This is a genomic window from Rhodopseudomonas sp. RCAM05734 (genome assembly GCF_052658035.1).
In genome coordinates, this window is the sequence record NZ_CP199742.1 from 4,595,260 (window position 1) to 4,616,766 (window position 21,507).

Sequence of the window (21,507 nt, forward strand, 5' to 3'; positions counted from 1 at the left end):
GGTGGCCCGCTCGGCGGTCTAGCATTCGCTGCAGATCGGACCTATATTGGGGAGGTCGCAAGACGATGGCGCTGAAACTCATAGCGGACCGCAGGCAGACCCGGGGGCAGTACCCGGCGCCTCCACCGCAGCAGCTTCACAGGTCCCGCGGGACCGGATTTGCCGAACGGTAAATCACGAGGGCTGCTGCGGCGGGGGCGAAACAGGATCGATGACTGCGAAGAAGGTATGAATTGTGCTCGGCATGATACCGCCGTTATCGGGTCAAAAACCTAAATGCAAACGATAACGTTGCATTGAACGAAGTGCGCCTCGCGGCGTAACCTGTTCGGGGGACGAAGCACCTGGCAACAGAACGCTTCATGGCCGCGTCAACCGCAAGGTTGGCGCGGCTTTGTTTTGGACGGATCCGATCGCAGTTCCCGGCGCGACCCGTTAACCCCAGGGAAACCACAGCGAGACAGGGGCGCAACCATTGCGCGCCAAGACGGTTGACCCTGTAGCAATACGGGAGTGACCCATGACGATCGATTTCACAGCGATGCGACAGACACTGGCACCCGGCCGACGCTTGAGCACGTTGCACAGCAACGCCTATCAGGTTCGACAGATTTCGCTGGGCGCCAGGGGCGATCTTGAGGGCTGGCAGATCGCGCGGCTGATGCGCGACGCCGCTACCTTGCCGCAGATCAATACCGCCGAGCGCCGGCTCAAGATCTGGCTGCAGATCCGTTCTCTCAAGCTGCCCCAGGCGGCGTAGGGCGCAGCCCGCGCGCGGACCCGATCATTACGGGCTTGCGACGTCGCCGGCGATAGCCTCGTCGATAGCGTTGATCAGCGCCTGGATTTCGATGAACTTGATGCGGGCGCGTTCGGCCTTGTCGCGGTCGAACGGCGCCGCCAGCACCTTGGCGAAGGCATCGCGGTCGTCGACCATGCGACTGCGAGCCCTGTGCAGCGTATCGAGTCGTTCGCTCATCTGGATGTCCTGACGGTTCAAGAGCCGCTGTGATGGGCGCTTCGGGCACCGATGACCAGCCAATTCGATTGATCCGCGGAGCAGGCTGGCGCGCCACATGCCGGGCCTTCTTCCGACCGCCTGTGGCGAACACCAAAATTAACCATTCGCTCACCATCCCGAGCCTGACCGCATTTCCGCCGCCTTCTCGCTGCGATATGTTTACCTTCCGGTGCGGATGTGGGCTGTATCGGAAGTATCGGCCGGGGGTGCCCCCGATGGGCAGACGGCTGCGGGAATGGTATTGGGGACTATGGGGATTCGTGGGTCATATCGACTCGGCCGGGCCGCGCGAGCGGTGACGGCTATCGGCGCGTGTATGTTCCTGGCGAACTGCGCGTCCTCCGGCAAATTCAGTCGCGTCGACCCCAAATATGGCGTCTCCAGCAGCCCGCGCGTGGTTGGAATGGGCGAACCCGTGCCCAAGGGCGGCGGCACCTATCGCGTCGGCAAGCCCTATACGGTCGCCGGGAGAACCTATGTACCGGAAGAGAACCTCAATTACCGCGCCGAAGGTCTGGCGTCCTGGTACGGCGATGATTTCCACGGCCGGTTGACCGCCAATGGCGAAGTGTTCGACATGGCGTCGCTGACCGCGGCGCATCCAACCCTGCCGATCCCCAGCTACGCCCGCGTCACCAATCTCGGCAATGGCAAGTCGCTGATCGTGCGCGTCAACGATCGCGGGCCGTATCATGGCAACCGCCTGATCGATGTCTCCAACAAGGCCGCCGAACTGCTCGAGTTCAAGGGCCGCGGCATTGCCAATGTGCGGGTCGAATACGTGGCACGCGCGCCGCTGGAAGGCTCCGACGATCGCCAACTGGTGGCCACGTTGCGCACCGGCGAGCCGGCGCCTTCGCCATCCCTGGTCCGCGTCGCGTCCGCGCGCTCCTTCGTGCCGGACATGCAGGGCGGACGCGTGGTCTCGCGCGATATTCCGTTGCCGGAAGGCCGTCCCTATACCCTCGGCAATACGCCGGCTGATGTCGCATCGATCAACGCGACCTCCGAGCTGTCGGCGTCCGGTCGCATGCGGCCGAGCCCTCGCATGACGGAAAATCACCGCGTCGTGTCCTATGAAGCCAGTAACGACGCCGCCCCGCGCGAGCGGCCGGTCGCCGCTTACGCGCCCGCCGACGAGGCCCGGGATATCCTGTCCGGCCGCGGTCTCTACTGAGCCGTCAGCGTCTTCAGAGCGCGCCGCCGGATCGTCCGGCCGTGCGTTGTTTGCGCCTGCCGATCCTGTTAAGACTTGGCCTTCAGGATAGCAGATGGCACCGAAACTCAGAACCAGTGACCGATCGCCGACGGCCGTTTCGCGCTGGCGGCTTCTGCTCGCCGCAACCGTGGTCGCGGTCATCGCGTTCGGCGGCATGGCTTTCGCGGCCAATCAGAGCGTGCAGGGCGCCAAGAAGCAGGTCGACGAGGGCTACGACACCGACGCGCCGACCGCGATTCTGATCGAGGCCGGCAGCGGCAGCGTTCTGTTCGAGAAGAACGCAGACGAATTGCGCGCGCCGTCCAGCATGATGAAGCTGATGACCGCCGAGGTGGTGTTCAGCGCCCTGCAGCGCGGCGACATCAAGCTGACGGATGAGTATCGCGTCAGCGAGAACTCCTGGCGCAAGGGGGCGCGCCGGCCGGCGGCGCCACCATGTTCGCAGCGCTGAACAGCCGGGTTCCGGTGAGCGACCTGCTGCGCGGCATGATCATCCAGAGCGGCAACGATTCCAGCATGATCCTGGCCGAGGGCATGGCCGGCAGCGAGAAGGCCTTTGCCGAAGTGATGACCAAGCGGGCCCGCGAGCTCGGCCTGACCAAATCGACATTTGCGAATTCCAACGGTCTGCCGGACCCCGACAACAAGATGACGATCCGCGAGATCGGCCGGCTGACGCGGCACATGATCCAGACCTATCCGGAATTCTACAAGCTCTACAACGAGCGCGAATTCACTTGGAACAAGATCCGCCAGACCAACCGCAATCCGCTGCTCAATCTATTGGAAGGGGCCGACGGCCTGGTCACCGGCTACACAAAGGAGGGCGGCTACGGCATGGCCGCCTCCGCCGTGCAGAACGGCATGCGGCTGATCGCTGTCGTCAACGGCGTCGATGACCCCGACGACCGCGTCACCGACGCCAAGAAATTGCTGGAATGGGGTTTCAAGAATTTCGAGGCGCGCACCTTGTTCGCAGCCGAGCAGCCGGTCGGCTTCGCCAAGGTGTTCGGCGGCGAAAGCCGCTCGGTCGGTCTGACCAGCAAGGAGCCGGTCAAGGTGATGGTGCAGAAGAACGGCACCGACAAGCTGATCGCACGCGTGGTCTACAGCGGCCCGGTGCGCGCGCCGATCGAAGCGGGCCAGCAGGTGGGTGTGGTCCGCGTCTGGCGCGGCGCCAACATCGCGGTCGAGGCGCCGGTCTACGCGGCCGAGGCTGTGGCGACGGGTTCGACCATGCGCCGCGCCATCGATGGCGCCGGCGAGCTGGTCGTCAGTATCTTCCGCGCCGGCGTCGAGAAGCTCTGACCATGGCCGATGCCGTCGACAACAGGGCGCCCCGACGCGGGCGCTTCATCACCTTCGAAGGCGGGGAGGGGGCCGGCAAGTCGACGCAGATCAAGCTGCTGGCCGACCGGCTCGACGCGGCCAAGTTGCGCGTCCTCGTCACCCGCGAGCCGGGCGGGTCGCCCGGCGCCGAGATCATCCGGCATGTCGTCTTGTCGGGGATGGGCAAGCTGCTGGGCGCGGAAGCTGAAACGCTGCTGTTCGCCGCGGCGCGCGACGATCACGTGCATGCCGTGATCGAGCCCGCTTTGGCGCAGGGCGTCTGGGTGCTGTGCGACCGCTTTGCGGATTCGACCCGCGCCTATCAGGGCGCGCTCGGCAAGGTGTCGCCTGGGCTTCTCAACGCGATGGAGCGCGTCACCATCGGCAACCTCAAGCCGGATCTCACCGTCATCCTCGACGTGCCCGTCGAAGTCGGGATGCAGCGCGCCGCAGCGCGTCGCGGCGAAGGCGCTCCCGACCGGTTCGAGGCGGAAGACATCGAGTTTCACCGCGGGTTGCGCGCGGCGTTCCGGCAGATCGCGGCGCAGGAGCCCGGACGCTGCGTGCTGGTCGATGCCAGTGCCGATCCCGCGACCGTCGCGGCCGGCATATGGGCGGCAACCCGCGAGCGCCTTCTGACAATGCTGCGACAGAACGAGACGGCATCCGCATAATGGCCCGTTCACCCGAGACCCAGAGCGCGATCCCGCATCCACGCGAAACCACTGCGCTGTTCGGACATCACGATGCCGAACAGGCCCTGCTCAATGCCTATCGCGGCGGGCGCATTCCCCACGCATGGCTGATCGGCGGTGCCCAGGGCATCGGCAAGGCGACGCTGGCCTATCGCATGGCGCGCTTCGTGCTGGCGCATCGCGATCCATTGTCTGCGCAAGTGCAGTCGGCGGATACGCTGGCCATCGATCCTGAGCATCCCGTCGCGCGACAGGTCGCCGCCGAGGCGCATGGCGGCCTGCTGACGCTGGAGCGCAGCCTCAACGACAAGGGCGTGATGCGCACGGTGATCACCGTGGACGAGACGCGCGAGACCATCTCGTTCTTCGGCTCCACCGCGGCTGTGGAAGGCTGGCGGGTCTGCATCGTCGATACCGTGGACGAGCTGAATGGCAACGCCGCCAACGCGCTGCTCAAGGTGCTCGAGGAGCCACCGCAGCAGTCGCTGTTCCTGCTGGTCAGCCATGCCCCGGCCCGCGTGTTGCCCACCATTCAATCGCGTTGCCGGAAACTGGCCCTGCGGCCGCTCGCCATCGCGGACGTCATCGCCGCCACGGCGCAGGCGGCAGAGACATCGATCGGCGATCCGGCCCTCGCTGAGGCCGCACAGGCGGCGGAGGGTAGTGTCTCCCGCGCCCTGACGCTGCTCGGCGGCGACGCGCTGAAACTGCATCAGCGCACCGCGGCCCTCTTGAATACCCTTCCGCACGTCGATCCCCGGGAGCTGCATGCGCTGGGCGACGCGCTGGGCGGTAGCGACCGCGTGGCGCTCGGCGCCTTTGTCGACAGCGTAGATCGCTGGATCGGCGAACGGTTGCGCGCCGACGATGCCCATGCCAACGCCAACCTGCCGCGCCTTGCGCGGCTCGCGGAGGTATGGGAAAAGATCAACCGCGCCGCGCGCGAGACCGAATCCTACAATCTCGAGCGAAAACCGCTGGTTTTTTCGGTATTCGGGCTGCTGGCCGAAGCAACGCGCTGAGTTCGACCGATCGCGTCAGTGTCGCAACGCCGATGACGACAATCCGATGAAAGGCTTTCGCAGCTATGGCGAATGCGAACAATTTGTCCCGCGAAACCTATTACATCACGACGGCGATCGTCTACCCGAACGGCGCGCCGCATATCGGTCACGCCTATGAGGCGATTGCCACCGATGCTCTGGCGCGCTTCCAGAAACTCGACGGCAAGGATGTTTTCTTCCTGACCGGCACCGACGAGCACGGACAGAAGATGGTGCAGACCGCGCAGCGGGCGGGCGTCACCGCGCTCGAGCTGGCAACGCAGAATTCAGCTTTGCTGCGCGACCTTGACGAGAAGCTGAACGTCTCGTTCAGCCGCTTCATTCGCACGTCGGAGGAACAGCACCATCGTTCGGTCCAGGAAATCTGGCGCCGCATGACGGACAACGGCGACATCTACCTGGCCAGCTATGCCGGCTGGTACTCCGTGCGCGATGAAGCCTATTACGCCGAAGACGAGACGGTGGTCGGCACCGACGATATCCGTCGCGGGCCGCAGGGGACGGCCGTGGAGTGGGTCGAGGAGAAGAGCTACTTCTTCAAGCTGTCCGCCTATCAGGGCCGGCTTCTCGCGCTCTACGAGCAGCAGCCGGATTTCATCGGGCCGGATTCCAGCCGCAGCGAAGTGGTCAGCTTCGTCAAGGGCGGCCTGAAGGACCTGTCGATCTCGCGCACCACCTTCGACTGGGGCGTCAAGGTGCCCAACGATCCCGACCATGTGATGTATGTCTGGGTCGATGCGCTGACGAACTACATTACCGGTGTCGGATTTCCCGACCGGTCCGACGCCAACTGGCGCTATTGGCCGGCCGATGTCCATATCATCGGCAAGGACATCATCCGCTTTCATGCGGTGTACTGGCCGGCCTTCCTGATGTCGGCGGGGTTGCCGTTGCCGAAGCGGGTTTATGCCCACGGCTTCGTGTTGAACCGCGGCGAGAAAATGTCGAAGTCGCTCGGCAACGTCGTCGATCCGTTCGTCATGGCCGAACGCTATGGCGTCGATCAGCTGCGTTATTTCTTTCTGCGCGAGGTGCAGTTCGGGCAGGACGGCGGCTACAGCCATGAAGCCATCGTGGCGCGCACCAATGCCGATCTTGCCAACGACCTCGGCAACCTCGCACAACGCTCGCTGTCGATGATCGCCAAGCAGTATGAAGGCGTACTGCCGACACCGGGTGAGTTCAGCGACAACGACAAGGCCATTCTGGCGCAGGCCGACGGCATGATCGAACTGGCGCGCGCCGCGATGAGCACGCAGCAGATCCATCATGCCTTGAACGCGATCTGGGCCGTTGTCGCCGAAGCCAACCGGTACTTTGCCGGCGAGGCGCCATGGGCGCTGGCCAAGACCGACCCGGCGCGGCAGCGCACCGTCCTGTATGTGACCGCCGAAGTGGTCCGCCAGGTCGCCATCCTGGCGCAGCCGGTGATGCCGGAGTCCTGTGGCAAGCTGCTCGATGTGCTCGGCATTCCCGCCGATCAGCGCGATTTCGCAGCGCTGGGCGGAGCGACCCGGATCAGCGCGGGCACGGCGCTGCCGACACCGACCGGCGTGTTTCCGCGCTATATCGAACCGACCGCAGCGTAACGGCCGGACGATGCTCGTCGACAGTCACTGCCATCTCGACTTTCCCGATTTCGCCGATGACCTCGACGGCATCGTCGCGCGCGCGGAAGCGGCCGGCGTGGGCCGCATGGTCACCATCTCGACGCGGGTGAAGCAGTTGCCGGCCCTGCTGGCGCTCACCGCGCGCTTCCCGAACGTCTATTGCTCGGTCGGCACCCATCCCGGGCATGTCGACGAGGAAGACGGCATTGCGGCAGAAGAGCTGATTGCGTTGACGGCACATCCCAAGGTAGTCGCGCTCGGCGAGGCCGGGCTCGACAACTTCTACGGCACCGACTTTAACGAAGCGCAGGAGCGCGGCTTCCGCGCCCATATCGCGGCGGCCCGCGCTACCGGACTTCCTCTGGTGATCCACACCCGCGTGGCCGACGAGCAGTGCGGCCGAATTCTCGAAGACGAGATGGGGAAGGGCGCCTTCCGCGCGGTGCTGCACTGCTACACCGGCGGGCGCGACCTGGCGATGAAGGCGATCGACCTCGGCCTTTCAATCTCCTTCACCGGCATCCTGACCTTTAAAAAATCGCAAGAGCTGCGCGACCTCGCCGCCGAGTTGCCGGCCGATCGCATCATGGTCGAGACCGACGCGCCGTATCTGGCGCCGGGCAAATTTCGCGGCAAGCGTTGTGAGCCGGCCTATGTGGTGGAGACCGCCAAGGTGATGGCAGAAACCCGCGGCGTCTCGCTTGAGGACATCTCGCGGCAGACCACGGAGAACTTCTTCCGGCTGTTCAGCAAGGTGCCGCGCGGGAACGCCGCATGACGCTGACCCTGACCATTCTCGGCTGCGGATCCTCCGCCGGCGTGCCGCGCCCGGCGCTGGGCTGGGGCGCCTGCGATCCGACCAATCCGAAGAACCGGCGGCGCCGCTGCTCGATCATGGCCGAGCGTGAATCCGCGGCGGGCGTCACCCGCGTGGTGATCGACACTTCGCCGGATCTGCGCGAGCAGTTGATCGATGCTGGCGTGGATCATCTCGACGCGGTGTTTCTCACCCACGAACATGCCGACCAGACCCATGGGATCGACGACCTGCGGTCCGTGGTCATGCATCAGCGCAAGCGCATCCCGTTCTATCTCAACGAGTCGACGGCGCGCGAAATCCTGCCACGGTTCTCGTACTGCTTCGAGTCTCCGGCGGGCAGCGACTATCCGCCCATCCTCGAGCGGAAATCCATTGAAGCCGGCGAGAGCCGGACCATCGACGGCAAGGGCGGTGCGATAACCCTGTCGGCCTTCATCATGCAACACGGCAACATCCCCGCGCTCGGCTACCGCATCGGCAATGCCGTCTATACGCCTGACGTCAGCGACATCCCGCAGGAAAGCTGGCCGGCGCTGGAAAATCTCGATCTGTGGATCATCGACGGACTGCGCTATGCCCAGCACCCCAGCCATTTCAGCCTCAGCGATGCGCTGTCGTGGATCGACCGCTTCAAGCCGAAGCGCGCGGTGATCACCAACATGCATGCCGATCTGGACTATGAAGCGGTGCAGGCGCAGGTGCCCGACGGCGTGATCCCGGCCTATGACGGGATGCGGTTGACGCTGGATCAGGGCTGAGTCACGCGCCCGTTTCCCGGACGCGGTGCGGCATCCTTATGCCGCTCCGCAGATCCGGGATCCCGGTCTTCTTTTCCCGTGTCACCGGGGCCCCGGATCTGCAGCGCACTACGCCGCCTGCGGCGGCGCATTGCGCTGCGTCCGGGGAACGGACCGGGGTTATCCCGAAATCGCCTTCGTCGATTTCACCTGATCGCGCAGCGCAAATTTCTGGATCTTGCCGGTCGAGGTTTTCGGGATCGCGCTGAACACGATCGACTTCGGCGTCTTGAAGCCTGGCATGTGCTCGCGGCAGAACGCGATGATCTCGGCCTCGGTGGCCTGCGCGTTCTCTTTGAGCTCGATGAAGGCGCAGGGCACTTCGCCCCATTTGGGATCGGGGCGCGCGACAACGGCGGCGAATAGCACCGCCGGATGCTTGTAAAGCACGTCCTCCACCTCCACCGACGAGATGTTCTCGCCGCCGGAGATGATGATGTCCTTGGAGCGGTCCTTGATGATGACGTAGCCGTCGGCGTCGAGCACGCCGAGATCGCCGGTGTGGAACCAGCCGCCGGCAAAGGCCTCTTCGGTGGCCTTGGGGTTTTTCAGATAGCCCTTCATGACGATGTTGCCGCGGAACATGACCTCGCCGATGGTCTCGCCGTCGCGCGGCACCTCGCGCATGGTGTCGGGGTCGAGCACGGTGACGGCTTCCTGCAACGGGTAGGGTACGCCCTGCCGGCGCTTGAGTTGCGCGCGCTGGTCGGCGGGTAGATCGTCCCAGCCCGGCTGCTCGGCGCACACCGAGGCGGGGCCATAGACCTCGGTGAGGCCGTAGACATGGGTCAGCTTGATGCCGATGTTCTCCGCGCCGGATAGCACGGCCACCGGCGGCGGCGCACCGGCGATCGATCCGTTGACCACCGGGCCGCCGGTATACTTCGGCGCGTCCGGCGCGTTGATCAGCGTGTTGTAGACGATCGGCGCGCCGGACATGTGGGTGACGCCGTGCTGCTTGATAAGCGCGAAGATTTTTGTCGGGTCGACTTTTCGCAGGCAGACGTTGATGCCGGCGGCGGCGGCGATGGTCCACGGGAAGCACCAGCCGTTGCAGTGGAACATCGGCAGAGTCCACAGGTACACCGGGTGCTGGCCGAGATTGGCGGCGAGGATGTTGCTGACGGCGTTGAGATAGGCGCCGCGGTGATGGGTCACCACGCCCTTCGGGTTGCCGGTGGTTCCCGAGGTGTAACTGAGCGCGATGGCATCCCATTCGTCTTGCGGCGGCGTTGCGGCAAAGCCGGGGCGGGCTGCCGCAATCGCATCCTCGTACTCGATCGCTCCGATGCGCTGGCCGCCGGCGAAAGCGGCGTCATCGACGTCGACCACGAAGGGGTGCGGACCGCTCATCAGCGCCAGGGCGTCGCTGATGACCCCCGAAAACTCCGGGTCGACCAGCAGCACCTTGGCACCGCCATGGTCGAGCTGGAACGCGATGGAGGCGGGGTCGAGCCGGATGTTGAGGGCGTTGAGCACGGCACCGGTCATCGGCACGGCAAAGTGGGCCTCGTTCATGGCGGGGATGTTGGGCAGCATCGCCGCCACCGTATCGCCGCGGCCGATGCCGCGGTCGGCCAGGAACGACGCGAAGCGGTGGCAGCGCTCGCGGGTCTGCACCCAGGTGAAGACGCGCCCTTCGTAGACCGCGCTGGTCAGGTTTGGGTAGACCGCGGCGGTGCGCTCGAGAAAACTCAGCGGCGACAGCGGCACGAAGTTGGCGGCGGTCTTGTCGAGATCGACGCTATAAGGACCTTGAGGATCGATAGCCATTTTACATCCAATATCAATGTCTTATGCAGATATTCTCTAGCATCAAGTAGTTAGCTCAGACTATGCCAAAATTACGCTGCTTTATGGCATAAGCTATTGAATTTGCGACGATCTAGAGAAACCCAATCGAGATCCACGGAAAGATCGCCACGATGATCAGGCCAGCCAGCAACGCCAGCATGTAGCCGAGGATCGGACGGATTCCCTCGGCAGGATCGACCCGGCCGATGGCGCAGGCGGCGTAATAGCCGACGCCAAATGGCGGTGCGAACAGGCCGATTCCCATGGCGAGAATGACCACCATGGCGTAGTGCACCTCGTGGACCCCCACCAGTCGGGCAATCGGGAACAGCAGCGGGCCGAACAGCACGATGGCGGGAATGCCCTCCAGCACGCTGCCGAGGATCACGAAGGCCACGATCGACACCGCGATGAAGCTGGCGCCGCCGCCGGGCAGGCCGGTCATGGCGGCCGCCAGCGCCCGCGAAAAGCCGGACTGGGTCAGGCCCCAGGCCATGCCGGTGGCGGTGCCGATGATCAGCAGGATGGCGCCGGACAGGCAGGCGGTGTCCACCAGCATCGGCATCAGCCGCGACCAGTTGAACTGCCGGTAGATCAGGATGCCGGCGAGCAGGGCATAGACGATGCCGATGGTGGAAACCTCGGTGGCGGTGGCGATGCCTTCGACCACGGCAAAGCGGATCACGAACGGCAGCGCCAGTGCCGGCAGCGAGATCACGAAGGCCTTGAAAATCTCGCCTGATGTGGCCCGCTTGACGTGGCTGAGGTCCTCGCCGCGATAGCGCCACCACACCAGGATCGACAGGGTGATGGCCAGCACCACGCCGGGCAGCAGCCCGCCGGTGAACAGCGCCGAGATCGAAACGCCGGTGACCGAGCCGATGGTGATCAGCACCAGGCTCGGCGGGATGGTCTCGGTCTGGGCGCCGGTGGCGGCAAGCAGGGCGACCAGATCGCCCGGCTTGGCGCCGCGCGCCTTCATCTCCGGAAACAGCACCGGCGCCACTGCGGCCATGTCGGCGGCCTTGGAGCCGGAAATGCCGGACACCAGGTACATGGCGCCGAGCAGGACGTAATGCAGGCCGCCGCGGACATGGCCGAGCAGGCTGGCCAGGAAGGCGACCATGGCCTTGGCCATGCCGGTCATCTCGATCAGCAGGCCGAGGAAGACGAACAGCGGCACCGCGAGCAGGATCAGGTGGCTCATGCCCTCGTCCATGCGGCCGACCAGCACGATCAGCGGCGTATGCGTGGTCAGCGCCATATAGCCGAAGATCGCCAGACCGAAGGCGAAGGCGATCGGCACGCCTGCAAACACGCACAGGCCGACCACGCCGACGAAGAAGATGATCAGATTGAGGTTGCCGAGCGTCCGCAGCAGCGGCTGCGCCAGCCAGAACACGCCGATGATCGCCACCACGGTACCGAGTGCCAGCAGCACGGTGCGCGGATTGCCGAAGCGCGCCAGCCGGAGCAGGGCGAACACCGCCATGATCGAGATGCCCACCGGCAACGCCGCGGCGCGAAAGCTGTTGGCGATCTGCAGCGCCGGCGTGGTGATGTAGCTTTCCTCGTAGGCGTATTCGTAGGACGGCCACACGATCATCAGCAGGAACGCCAGCGCCGAACAGGTCGCGATCAGGTCGAGAAACGCCCGCGCCGCCGGGCCGGCGCCGGTCACTAGCGCCGTCATCCGCATGTGTTCGCTGCGGCGGAACGCCACCGCCGATCCCAGCATGGCCAGCCACAGGAACAGGATCGACGCCAGTTCGTCGGACCACACCAGCGGCCGGTGCAGCCCGTAGCGCGCGACGACGCCGGCGAACAGGATGACGACCTCGGCCACCACCAGCAGCGCCGCCGGAATCTCCACCAGTGCTCCCAGGATCGCCTCGAGCGATGACAGCGACGAACGCGGGCGGGGAAGGTGGGTCACCTCCCCCGCGGCCGGATGGATGTCGACATGCGCCATGGTTGCGGCTTAGGCCAGCTTGCCGACGGATTTCTCCAGCAGCGCCCAGGCCTGCTCGCCGTATTTGCCCTTCCATTCGGCGTAGAATCCGGCCTGGCGCAGCTTGTCGCGGAACGGCGCCACGGTCGGCTGATTGAAGATCAGGCCCTTGCCGGTCAGCTCCTCGCGCACGGTGGCGTTCAACTTCTCGGTGTCGCCGCGTTCCTTGACGGCCGCCGCATTGATGTTCTTCGCGACGATGGTGCGCAGATCCTCGGGCAGCTTCTCCCAGGCGCGGCGGTTGGCGAGGAACCAGAAGCCGTCCCACATGTGGTTGGTCAGCGAGCAGTATTTCTGCACTTCGTAGAGCTTGGCGGTCGAGATCAGCGCTAGCGGATTTTCCTGGCCTTCGACGATCTTGGTCTGCAGCGCAGAATAGACCTCGCTGAAATTGATCGAGGCGGGCGAAGCATCGAACGCCTTGAACATCGAGGTCCACAGCGGCGACACCGGCACGCGGATCTTGAAACCCTTGAGGTCGTCGGGACCGTTGATCGGCTTGGTCGACGACGTCGTCTGGCGGAAGCCGTTGTCCCAGATCTTGTCCATGACCACCAGGTTGGCCTTGGTAATCTCGCCGCGCACATAGGCGCCGAGTTCGCCGTCCATGGCCTTCCACACGGTGTCATAGTCCGGGAAGGCAAAGCCGATGCCGTTGATCGACGCCGCCGGCACCAAAGTCGCCAGGATCAGGCCGGACAGTGTGAAGAACTCGACGCCGCCGGAGCGGATCTGGCTCAGCATGTCGGTGTCGGAGCCGAGCTGGTTGTTCGGAAAGATCTGCAGGTCGACACGGCCATTGGTCTCGGCCTTGATCGCGGTCGACATCTCGCGCGCGCGGACGTTGAGCGGATGGGTGTCGGGCAGGTTGTTGGCATATTTGTAGACGAATTCGGCGTTCTGCGCGCGGGCCACGAATGGCGCGCCGACGCCGCCGAGAACGGTCGCTGCGGCCGATGCCTTCAGCAATGTCCGCCGTGAAAAATGCATTTGATCTCTCCCTGCCAGTTCTTGTTTTTGCGAGATCCACCATAAGGACCCCTTGCCGTCTGGTCATCACGCCACCGCCGCCCGGTCAAGCTTTTTCACCCCGACCTTCGGCTGAGACCGCGTCGCGCTTTCCCGAGCGCCTGCGGCAACGGACCGTCCGACGGCCGTCAGAGAGCGTCCGGGCGAGGGTGTGTTGGCCGGCCATCGGCGGCCTGCGCTGCCGGCGTCCGAACGCACAGCCGGGTCGATCGGTGGCCCAGCGATCGTGCCGTCGCTTCTCGTGCGGCGCTCGTCATCCGTCTTGCCGGCGTCCGACCATGGGTAGCCCGCCGGATTGACAAGCGCTCACGGTCGACCGCGATATGCCGTGCAGCGGCGACTGGCGCGGCATTGCCGCCTTGCGTGGCCCGTCACGCGAACCGACCGGACGAAGACGTCATTCCAGCCGGGCCCGGTTAAGATCCTGAGATCACACCATATAAAATATTCCATAATATACCTTATGCGAATCCGAAATAGGCTATGCGAGGCGCCGCCGATCGGGATTGCTGTCGATCCCCACATAAGACCGACATGCTTTCATCAAGCAGGCCGACAGATCGTCAACCTTAGATGGTGATCGCATGCCAAATCGTGGTTTCAGCTCATTTGCGGTCGGTCGACTGTGCCGTAATCGACTGCTTACCCCGTGACCAAATCGACCGCCGGTTCAGGCTGACCGCTCCAGACCAGTCGATAAACGTCGCCTTGGGCCACTGATTGGACCGCGTGTGGAAACAGCGCGACCAGACACGTGCCGCCTGGATTGCGCACCGAGGGATAGATGATCCCGTTCAAGCCGCGCGCTCGCGCCTCTTCGGCCATCGCGTTGCCGACCGGGTAGCCGATGGCCTTATCCGGGTCCAAGGCTTGGTGCGTTCGGTGCAGCCTCAGATCGACGAATTCGCCTGCGAAACTCGCGAACATCTCGGCGTATTCGACCGTGGCGTTGAAGTCGCCGGTGGCCGCCAGTGCCTGGGTCAGGTGGAATGTCACCTCAGCCAAGCTGGTTTCGACTTCGAACCCGGCATACCAGGCACCGCGCTCTGCACCGTTGAATCTGTTCGGTTCACGGGGTTTGGCATAGGCGAAGGAAGCGTTGATGAAGTGGGCGTGCGGAACGCCGTACCGGAGTTCATTAGACGGGACATCGCCTGCCCCACGAGTTTGGGCAATGCGTCGGTTGCTTGTGGCGCCTTCGATTTCGCTGAGGGCTTCGAGTTCTGACGCATCAACCAAATCGCGCAGGACGGAATCGCGCAATCGAGCGGTGGTCACAAGTCGAACGGTCCGCTCGATTGCTTGGCGGCTGATCGTCAAGGATTCAAGCATTGATCAAAGGCCGCCGCGCACCGCATCGACGTAGCGACGGGTTTCGAGCATAAGCGGAATGCCGCCTTCGATCATAGCATCGACGGGCGTTCGCCTCTGGAAGATCGGACCCGTGTTCGCCAGCTTGACCCAACGCACAGCCATGTCGTCAGCGAAAAGTAGTCGGAGCCCCTTGTAGACACCGATTGCCGCCGATGCCCGCGTGAGCTGGTCCTGCGACAGCGGTTGATCCCAGACCCCTCTTTTGATCCGATCCCAGGTGCTTTCGGATACCCCAAGCAGCGTCGCCGCTTCGGCGTTCGTAAGGGACCATTGCTCGACGATATTACGGAATGCCTTGATGGCGACCGGAGACAGTCGCTCGCGATCCGGCGCTTTCGTAAACGTTTGTACATCGGCAGGCGTGACGTCGGTCGGCGCTCCGAATGATGCAGCTCGAGCCATGTCTATGTCCTCTTGTGCGCGACACAATACATATCGTCAATTGGTGCGATGTCAAGCGTCAAATGACGAGTTTTATTGATCTAGCAATCGCATAGGGAATGGTCTCTTGCACCCTACCCGGTCAATCTTTTGCTGAAACCAAAAGGGGGGAATTCGAGTGATCAATGCATTCGATACGCGCGAGACCGTCGAGATGCCCGGGGACGTCAGCGAGGCAATCGACGCCTATCTGGACGAGAACTTCGGCGACGACGTCTTGGATTTCCAAATCTATTTCAATGATCGCGGGGAGCATAGCGTTGCAATCGCGTTCCAGACGGAAGACGTCGTAAATGGCGGCGTCCTTCTGGTGATGCCCGTTCCATCTTCGGGCGAGAATATGTACGATCTGACCGGAATTTATGAAGACGAAGGTCCCGTGGCTTGCCTCTGCCCGCAGCGCATTCTCGATCTTCTATCTCCGACCGATAGCCAACTGGCGATCGATTGGCGAGAACGGTGTCGGGAACGGTTGCGGAGGGAGGTGGGTCAAGCTGCCCTGCCCGCGCCCCTCCCGGAAGCGATGGCCGACTTCTCGGATCGCCTCACTGACAAAGGTTTCCCGATGCCTAAGGACAACGGTCCCGACGATATGGACGATTTCAACCGCGGACACGATTGGAAGAGCGACAGGCGACTGAACGATGTTGTCGAAGAGCCTTCTGGGCCGCGCTTTTGATAGCCGAAAAACTCCGCCGCGCTTCGCCCTACCCTGTATATGGTGCGCACCGACGACGGCACGCTTCGCTCGCGACCGAAAATGTGCAATTCGGATCGGTCTCGCCAAGCGACGGATCCGGATCAGTCTCGGACGCATTCATATTCCGCGATCAATGATGGGTTCTATCGTCTCCCGTCGTCAAGTATGGGGTTTCGCGCGGCCTTCGATACGATGCGTGTGCCTACAGGTATGCGGTGAACGAACTCACCCAAACAATAACGGACATAATGATCCCGATCGGTCCGGCATTCTCCGCGAGAGCCCATGCGCTTCCGGACATTCCGAGGCGCAACTGCGTACTGTCGTACCCATCTGGCACCGAGATCACCGCCGGGTAGCCTTGCGCTCCGCCAATAGAACCTACGCGCGCGAGTTGGCCCGAAACGGCCATCTGACCTTGACCAACACCGCGCGGAATTACGAGTATTCGCGCCTTAAAGACTCGACCAGGATTGTCGTCGAAGACGAGCTTAACCGCTGTACCGGGTTTGACGGTTTGGAATCCGTTAGGCTTGAACGTCCCGGCGATAGTGATGTCACTGGTGATGATGAACGCCATTGCGGGACGCGCAGTCAGAGCTCGGGCGCCGACCGCCAGAGCTAGCGTACTGACGTAACCATCCCCCATCGCACGTATCGTCGTCTGATCCAATTCCCACCGGGAATTCTCAAGTTGAGCCTGGAGTTGCGCGACATTGGTATTCTCGCCGCCAATTTCAGATTCCATTGCGAGCCGCGCATTCTGTACCGCCGCCTCCGCCGCTACCAGTTGGTGCCGAACCGTATCGTACTTCACCTGCACATCTTGCAATTTGAACTCGGCCTGCGCGCCCGTGCTGGTGAGTTTGCGCATATCGGCCAGTCTTTGCGTGTGGTAATCGAGTTGCTCCGTCAAACCATCCGCGTTCGCCCTGGCCTGGTCATAACTGGCGCGAAGTTGTTTGACCTGCTGCTGCGCCTGAGCCAGGGAGGCCTCTAACCGCCTCACCTTGTATTTGTATGGCGTGGGGTCAATCTGAAAGAGTACATCACCCGCCTTGACAGGCTCATTCGCTTCCACGGGAATATTGACCACCTGGCCCGATACGTTTGGCGTGACCTCGACGACGCGGGAGATCACGACGAAACGGCCCGCGGGGGTGAGATAGTTAAACAGCCCCAAGAAGACCAGCATGATGAAGACGCCCATCACCGTGGTGATGATACCGGACCACTACCCCCATCTCACAACTCTCAGCTTTGAAAACAAGAGCCAAACCAAGAAGATGTAGAGAACGAGTACAATTGCCATTGGCGCTCAAGCTCCCGCAAAAAATGCGCCAATCTGAATGGCTTTTAGCGTCGCTCCGAAAGCAAAATAGACAAGAAACTTAACCTGTGCGCTTGATACAGATCAAAATAACAAAAAATGAATTCTGCCAATAGAATTGCACTGAATTGCAAACTGGCCATGAGAACATTCGGCGCGAGACGTGTATTTCTGATGGCTGCGGTGATCGCGGCCGGAATTTCAACCTCGATCGTGTCCCCGCCAGGAGAAGGCGGCGGAATGGGATTGTCAATTGGTAGCGCGCAGGCACGTGTCGGTAGGCCTCTTACGCCTCTTAGTGGTGCTGGCGTTGCGCGGCGCACAGTACGGCGCCACGTCTATCGCGCACAGGTGGTGGCGGCTCCGGTCGTAGTGGCTCCGGCCTGCGTTCGCGTTCGTGTGAACGGGGTCTACGTCTGCCGCTAACTGCCATTGGCCGGACAAATTGAGACGACCTGAAGCTGGCGGCTTTTATCCAAGCCGTCGGTTTCGTATGCAAGCTTGGGCATTTTTAGTGAGTAATCGAACATAGCTCCGCGTGGAGGTTTTCAATGATCCGATTTAAATCGCCCTTTGGGCGGCTCGGCTTCCTCGCAGCGAGCGCGGTTCTCGCATTCCTTCCCGACAGCTCCCGCGCCGACGAGAATGGCATTTCGTTCTGGTTGCCAGGGCTATACGGAAGCCTTGCTGCAACACCGACGACGCCGGGATGGTCCATAGGTGCGATCTACTACCATGCAAGCCTGAATGCATCGGGCGCCACCGCGGCGTCGCGGCAATTCCAGGTCGGACGGCTCTCGCCGAACGTCAATATCAACCTGAATGTGGCGTTGAGCGCCCAAGCCGATCTCATGCTCCTTGCGCCGACCTATACCTTCGCGACGCCGGTTCTCGGCGGCCAGTTGTCGGCGACGCTCGCTAGTGTTTACGGCAGGAACGCCGCGAGCCTCTCGGGTACCCTGACGTCGGCTATCGGCCCCGTCGTGACCACGCGGAATGGATTTCTGGGAGACGATCTCACGTCATATGGCGATCTCTATCCGACGTTGAAGCTTAAATGGAATAACGGCGTTCACAATTATATGGTCTATGCTGCTGGCGACATACCGGTCGGAGACTACAGCTCCGGCCGTCTCTCCAATATCGGTCTCGGTCACGGTGCCCTCGACCTCGGCGGGGGTTACACTTATCTCAATCCCGCAACCGGCGTGGAATTCTCCGGCGTAGGCGGCTTCACCTACAACTTCAAGAACCCGGATACGCAGTATCAGAGCGGCGTCGATTTCCATTTCGACTGGGGAGCGTCGCAATTCTTGTCGAAGCAGGTCTTCGTCGGCCTTGTCGGCTACGGCTATCAGCAGGTCACGGATGATTACGGGCAACCGGCCATTCTCGGCAGCTTCCGCTCCCGGGTTTTCGGTATCGGCCCGCAGGTCGGCTATATCTTCCCGATCGGAAGCAACCAGGCGTTTCTCGGGCTGAAGGGTTATGGCGAGTTTGCTGCCGACAATCGGCCATCCGGCTGGAACACGTGGCTGACGTTCTCGATCTCGGAGCCTGCACCCGTTAGCACGGTGACACCGACCAATCATCTGGTTCGGAAATAGGTCAGTTCAATTTATTGGCCTTGGCTCGGCCGTATAATTCTTCTTCAGCAACTTATGACACATAGCGTCATTGCGCTGCGCTGCAAATTCGGAGCACAGCGCGTTGATGAACGGCAAGATGTCCACGTCAATCTTGGGCCAAATGTTTAACTCGTACGTCTCGTGCCAGACGCAGCCCTTGGAAGGGCCACATTCTGACTTCCGCTTTCCGTCCGAAAGAAGAACTACCTTGGCAAAAGTGCTATGTCTGAAAAGTGCCAAACTCAGACATCAATGACCGGCAGTGCTTCACTGCGCGCGCTTTAGTGGTGGCGCGGTCCACTTGCCTTTCACGGCTTCGTCTTTCGGCCAGTAGAGGCGCATGGCCATGAAGAACGGCCCTTTCGGCGCAGGAAGCCAGTTTGCTTCTTTATCCTTGCCCGGGTTTTCGTTTTGGACCAGCAGCGTTACGCCACCGTCGCCATCGCGATTGAAATCTGGCAGCATTGGTGAGTTGAGGAGATAGCGGTTGAGCGGATTGGCCGAGAGCAGGCTCGACGGCAGTTCATACATCGTCAGCGACCAAAAGGCGTTTACAGGTGGCAACTGGCCCGGCGCAAAGCGCACCCTGTAACGGTTGGTCCCGTCCAGCTTCTGCCCATCGGCATCGACGGTATAGATCGGATACATCGCTTCTAACTTGGAGTTGCCGTAGATACCAACCACGGCTGCGGCCATGCGGTAGAGGTAATTATTCTTGAGATACTGCCGCGTCCCGAACAAATCGCCGGAGGTTATTTCCTTGGCGTCCATTCGTTTTTGCAGTTGGGCCAGAGCTTGCCACGCGTCCGCCATGCCCTGTTCAACAGCTACCTTCACTTCGGGCGAAAGGTTGTTCGCGTTGAAGGTCTTACCTGCCCCGATACCGACTTTGGCGAACCGCGCCATAAGTGCTTTCTCGGACGGGTGTGTGGGGCAGAACTGCAAGACGGAGTTCAGGATATTGAAAAACTCGAGCGAAGTCTTCTGTGTATTGGGCGTCAGCGGCTTGATAAAATCTATGGCCGGTGCGGCCTTCGGTGCAGGTTGACCGAGGAATGCAGAGAGCGGCTGCGCGCTATATCCGGCTTGCACTTTCTTCACGTTTTCGAGGTCGTCCAGATTGAATAATTGGGTGCGATAGACAGCGAGCACCACCTCGGTCTCCGAACGGATCACCTTTTTCACGCCCTTGGGCGTCTTGCCTTTCCAGTTTGGTCCGGCGATGAGGAAGCTGCCCCCATCATTGCCGGTAGCGCGGCTGCCGATGTAGTCAAAGTTGAAGGTGTAGGCGTCGATGAGTTGGATGCTGAAATAACGGTTCTTCTCGATCTTTGGCACGGTAAGGACGATAGGTTCAGCGCGCAGGTCCATACCCAACATAGAGTAAGGCGTGTCCGAATTGGGCGTCTGCACCGCCTTATCATCCGGCGTATAGACGCGAGGGATGTTGCGAAGCTGGTTCCAAGGAGCTTTGTATTCGGGATTATTCTGATCCACGAAGTAGGCGTGTTGGATGCGATAACCATCCACCATCGGGTAGCCGTAGATGTAGGCTTCCTTGGCGATGGCACGGGCCTCAGAGGCACCGACGCCAGTTTGGGCGTGCGCCACGGAAATTGAAGATGAGATAACCAGCGCCGTCGCGCAAATGAGAGCTTTTAGCACGGAGGTTTTCACAATCATCGTCCTTGTCTGGTGATAGTCCCACCACCCGTGCTTGGCAGCATTGAGTTGGATCAACTATCGGCTAGGCCGCCGCACCGGGTGTTTGTCTGCGCCTGCTGAATGTCGCAGATGGGTCAAACGCTGTAGATTGGGCGTTTTCTTATATTGATTGCTCGTTCTATGAGCCGCCGGTGATTTTCTGCGTCACGATAGATGGAGTGAAATCTTATACGAGCGCCACTATGGTAGACGTGACCAAATCACATTCAGCTTCAAATCGAACCGATCCTTTTACGAACCCGGATTTTCTCTTCAAGATGCTCGATTCCGCGAAGGAAATCGGTCGTCCGGAAACCGTCGGTCATTACTTGACGATGATTGAGGAATGCGTCGCTGACGCGCCAGATCCATTGATTTTAAGTCGCCTCGTTGCTGCAAGACAATGGCTTGTTTTTGCTCGTGAGCACGAAAAAGTTCACGGCAAGAACAGCCTTCTCGACCGAACGCACCCGACACATCTCCGAGCCTTAAAAATGATCGCTCGGGATCGTCAAGGTTTAACAGGTGCCGACTCATCCTCGATATCCGGGTCCGTTAACGCAGTAAGCGCTTCTTGTATAGATTGAACTCCTAAATCGTCTTTGGGATCGTAATCATGGGCGGTCGGATGCAAATCCTCGGATTCCGAATCCCAGAATGCGACCGCCAACTCGCCATTGTCCCGTTCGAACTTAACGGCTTTCCATTGATCATCATGGAAGCGTTTTTCAATCTGGGCGAGTTTCTCCTCAACGGACTTCTCCGCGCTTAACGCCCTCATCTTTCGAACCGAATAGACGACCAAGAAGAAAACCACGTCGAGACTTGCCGACCCAGCATGGCTTACCTCCCAGGGGAAAGTCACCGAAAACATTGAAAAATTTCGTTCAGGATGCCGATCTTATGAGGGGATCAACAATTGCGGCTCCCCCACGATCCCC

At 61.7% G+C, this 21,507-nt stretch carries 18 protein-coding genes, 1 other RNA gene and 1 pseudogene; 11 read left to right on the forward strand and 9 right to left on the reverse strand.

What is annotated here, in order from left to right; all coding sequences use genetic code 11:
• Positions 1–15 precede the first annotated feature (15 nt).
• Together ssrA and ACUXVA_RS21665 are read left to right on the forward strand one after the other, a co-directional pair.
• Positions 16–365, forward strand: a transfer-messenger RNA (tmRNA) gene (ssrA, locus tag ACUXVA_RS21660).
• 155 nt (positions 366–520) lie between these two features.
• Positions 521–760 carry a hypothetical protein gene (locus ACUXVA_RS21665; RefSeq protein ID WP_265078422.1) on the forward strand — a complete coding sequence of 80 codons (240 nt, stop codon included), beginning with the start codon at positions 521–523 and terminating at the stop codon, positions 758–760.
• Positions 761–787: 27 nt separating this feature from the next.
• Here ACUXVA_RS21665 and ACUXVA_RS21670 read toward each other — a convergent pair whose 3' ends face one another.
• The gene (locus ACUXVA_RS21670; protein WP_265078421.1) at positions 788–979 is read right to left on the reverse strand and encodes a hypothetical protein; all 192 of its coding nucleotides are present in this window, start codon (positions 977–979) and stop codon (positions 788–790) included.
• Between the two features lie 292 nt (positions 980–1,271).
• On the opposite strand from ACUXVA_RS21670, the gene ACUXVA_RS21675 reads away from it, so the two are divergent.
• The 7 genes and pseudogenes from ACUXVA_RS21675 (at position 1,272) to ACUXVA_RS21705 (ending at position 8,516) form a co-directional block, all read left to right on the forward strand.
• Positions 1,272–2,198 (forward strand): septal ring lytic transglycosylase RlpA family protein, encoded by a 927-nt coding sequence (locus tag ACUXVA_RS21675; protein ID WP_265083706.1) that lies wholly within the window; start codon positions 1,272–1,274, stop codon positions 2,196–2,198.
• A 94-nt stretch (positions 2,199–2,292) separates the two neighbouring features.
• Positions 2,293–3,548: pseudogene (locus ACUXVA_RS21680) on the forward strand (D-alanyl-D-alanine carboxypeptidase family protein).
• 2 nt (positions 3,549–3,550) lie between these two features.
• Positions 3,551–4,243: a dTMP kinase gene (gene tmk / locus ACUXVA_RS21685; protein ID WP_265078420.1), complete on the forward strand. Its 693-nt coding sequence runs from the start codon at positions 3,551–3,553 to the stop codon at positions 4,241–4,243.
• Entirely contained in the window at positions 4,243–5,286 is a 1,044-nt protein-coding gene (locus ACUXVA_RS21690; protein WP_265078419.1) for a DNA polymerase III subunit delta', read from the forward strand. The genes tmk and ACUXVA_RS21690 overlap by 1 nt, the downstream gene beginning before the upstream one ends.
• Before the next feature lie 65 nt (positions 5,287–5,351).
• Positions 5,352–6,917, forward strand: a complete 1,566-nt coding sequence (gene metG / locus ACUXVA_RS21695; protein ID WP_265078418.1) for a methionine--tRNA ligase — start codon at positions 5,352–5,354, stop codon at positions 6,915–6,917.
• A gap of 10 nt (positions 6,918–6,927) precedes the next feature.
• On the forward strand, positions 6,928–7,716 hold the full coding sequence (locus tag ACUXVA_RS21700; protein WP_445488031.1) for a TatD family hydrolase: 789 nt from the start codon (positions 6,928–6,930) through the stop codon (positions 7,714–7,716).
• Positions 7,713–8,516: an MBL fold metallo-hydrolase gene (locus ACUXVA_RS21705; protein ID WP_265078416.1), complete on the forward strand. Its 804-nt coding sequence runs from the start codon at positions 7,713–7,715 to the stop codon at positions 8,514–8,516. The genes ACUXVA_RS21700 and ACUXVA_RS21705 overlap by 4 nt, the downstream gene beginning before the upstream one ends.
• 159 nt (positions 8,517–8,675) lie before the next feature.
• On the opposite strand, the gene ACUXVA_RS21710 is transcribed toward ACUXVA_RS21705, so the two are convergent.
• The 5 genes from ACUXVA_RS21710 to ACUXVA_RS21730 all read right to left on the reverse strand — a co-directional run bounded on the left by ACUXVA_RS21710 (position 8,676) and on the right by ACUXVA_RS21730 (position 15,165).
• A complete protein-coding gene (locus tag ACUXVA_RS21710) occupies positions 8,676–10,328 on the reverse strand; it encodes an acyl-CoA synthetase (protein WP_265078415.1) in 1,653 nt (550 codons plus the stop codon).
• Positions 10,329–10,440: 112 nt separating this feature from the next.
• Complete coding sequence (locus tag ACUXVA_RS21715; RefSeq protein ID WP_445488034.1) at positions 10,441–12,321, reverse strand: TRAP transporter large permease; 1,881 nt, start codon at positions 12,319–12,321, stop codon at positions 10,441–10,443.
• Between the two features lie 9 nt (positions 12,322–12,330).
• Positions 12,331–13,350, reverse strand: a complete 1,020-nt coding sequence (locus ACUXVA_RS21720) for a TRAP transporter substrate-binding protein (protein ID WP_445488036.1) — start codon at positions 13,348–13,350, stop codon at positions 12,331–12,333.
• Between the two features lie 681 nt (positions 13,351–14,031).
• A complete protein-coding gene (locus ACUXVA_RS21725; RefSeq protein WP_445488038.1) occupies positions 14,032–14,721 on the reverse strand; it encodes an RES family NAD+ phosphorylase in 690 nt (229 codons plus the stop codon).
• A 3-nt stretch (positions 14,722–14,724) separates the two neighbouring features.
• Positions 14,725–15,165: an antitoxin Xre-like helix-turn-helix domain-containing protein gene (locus tag ACUXVA_RS21730; RefSeq protein ID WP_265078411.1), complete on the reverse strand. Its 441-nt coding sequence runs from the start codon at positions 15,163–15,165 to the stop codon at positions 14,725–14,727.
• Positions 15,166–15,322: 157 nt separating this feature from the next.
• Here ACUXVA_RS21730 and ACUXVA_RS21735 point away from each other — a divergent pair, with 157 nt between their 5' ends.
• A complete protein-coding gene (locus ACUXVA_RS21735; protein WP_265078410.1) occupies positions 15,323–15,883 on the forward strand; it encodes a hypothetical protein in 561 nt (186 codons plus the stop codon).
• Between the two features lie 223 nt (positions 15,884–16,106).
• Here the strand turns inward: ACUXVA_RS21735 and ACUXVA_RS21740 are convergent, their stop codons facing one another.
• Positions 16,107–17,099, reverse strand: coding sequence for an HlyD family secretion protein (locus ACUXVA_RS21740; RefSeq protein WP_445488041.1), 993 nt, complete (start codon positions 17,097–17,099; stop codon positions 16,107–16,109).
• A gap of 686 nt (positions 17,100–17,785) precedes the next feature.
• On the opposite strand from ACUXVA_RS21740, the gene ACUXVA_RS21745 reads away from it, so the two are divergent.
• Positions 17,786–18,841 (forward strand): SphA family protein, encoded by a 1,056-nt coding sequence (locus ACUXVA_RS21745; RefSeq protein ID WP_265078408.1) that lies wholly within the window; start codon positions 17,786–17,788, stop codon positions 18,839–18,841.
• Positions 18,842–19,129: 288 nt separating this feature from the next.
• Here the strand turns inward: ACUXVA_RS21745 and ACUXVA_RS21750 are convergent, their stop codons facing one another.
• On the reverse strand, positions 19,130–20,545 hold the full coding sequence (locus tag ACUXVA_RS21750) for a DUF1254 domain-containing protein (RefSeq protein ID WP_445488043.1): 1,416 nt from the start codon (positions 20,543–20,545) through the stop codon (positions 19,130–19,132).
• 532 nt (positions 20,546–21,077) lie between these two features.
• Entirely contained in the window at positions 21,078–21,440 is a 363-nt protein-coding gene (locus ACUXVA_RS21755; RefSeq protein ID WP_265078407.1) for a hypothetical protein, read from the reverse strand.
• Between the last annotated feature and the right edge of the window lie 67 nt (positions 21,441–21,507).

Coding starts and splice junctions, on each gene's coding strand:
- ACUXVA_RS21705 (WP_265078416.1), top strand. CDS start 7,713: ATGACGCTGACCCTGACCATTCTCGGCTGCGGATCCTCCGCCGGCGTG.
- ACUXVA_RS21750 (WP_445488043.1), bottom strand. CDS start 20,545: ATGATTGTGAAAACCTCCGTGCTAAAAGCTCTCATTTGCGCGACGGCG.
- ACUXVA_RS21690 (WP_265078419.1), top strand. CDS start 4,243: ATGGCCCGTTCACCCGAGACCCAGAGCGCGATCCCGCATCCACGCGAA.
- ACUXVA_RS21720 (WP_445488036.1), bottom strand. CDS start 13,350: ATGCATTTTTCACGGCGGACATTGCTGAAGGCATCGGCCGCAGCGACC.
- ACUXVA_RS21745 (WP_265078408.1), top strand. CDS start 17,786: ATGATCCGATTTAAATCGCCCTTTGGGCGGCTCGGCTTCCTCGCAGCG.
- ACUXVA_RS21715 (WP_445488034.1), bottom strand. CDS start 12,321: ATGGCGCATGTCGACATCCATCCGGCCGCGGGGGAGGTGACCCACCTT.
- ACUXVA_RS21700 (WP_445488031.1), top strand. CDS start 6,928: ATGCTCGTCGACAGTCACTGCCATCTCGACTTTCCCGATTTCGCCGAT.
- ACUXVA_RS21730 (WP_265078411.1), bottom strand. CDS start 15,165: ATGGCTCGAGCTGCATCATTCGGAGCGCCGACCGACGTCACGCCTGCC.
- metG (WP_265078418.1), top strand. CDS start 5,352: ATGGCGAATGCGAACAATTTGTCCCGCGAAACCTATTACATCACGACG.
- ACUXVA_RS21740 (WP_445488041.1), bottom strand. CDS start 17,099: ATGCTGGTCTTCTTGGGGCTGTTTAACTATCTCACCCCCGCGGGCCGT.
- ACUXVA_RS21725 (WP_445488038.1), bottom strand. CDS start 14,721: ATGCTTGAATCCTTGACGATCAGCCGCCAAGCAATCGAGCGGACCGTT.
- ACUXVA_RS21675 (WP_265083706.1), top strand. CDS start 1,272: ATGGGGATTCGTGGGTCATATCGACTCGGCCGGGCCGCGCGAGCGGTG.
- ACUXVA_RS21710 (WP_265078415.1), bottom strand. CDS start 10,328: ATGGCTATCGATCCTCAAGGTCCTTATAGCGTCGATCTCGACAAGACC.
- ACUXVA_RS21670 (WP_265078421.1), bottom strand. CDS start 979: ATGAGCGAACGACTCGATACGCTGCACAGGGCTCGCAGTCGCATGGTC.
- ACUXVA_RS21755 (WP_265078407.1), bottom strand. CDS start 21,440: ATGTTTTCGGTGACTTTCCCCTGGGAGGTAAGCCATGCTGGGTCGGCA.
- tmk (WP_265078420.1), top strand. CDS start 3,551: ATGGCCGATGCCGTCGACAACAGGGCGCCCCGACGCGGGCGCTTCATC.
- ACUXVA_RS21665 (WP_265078422.1), top strand. CDS start 521: ATGACGATCGATTTCACAGCGATGCGACAGACACTGGCACCCGGCCGA.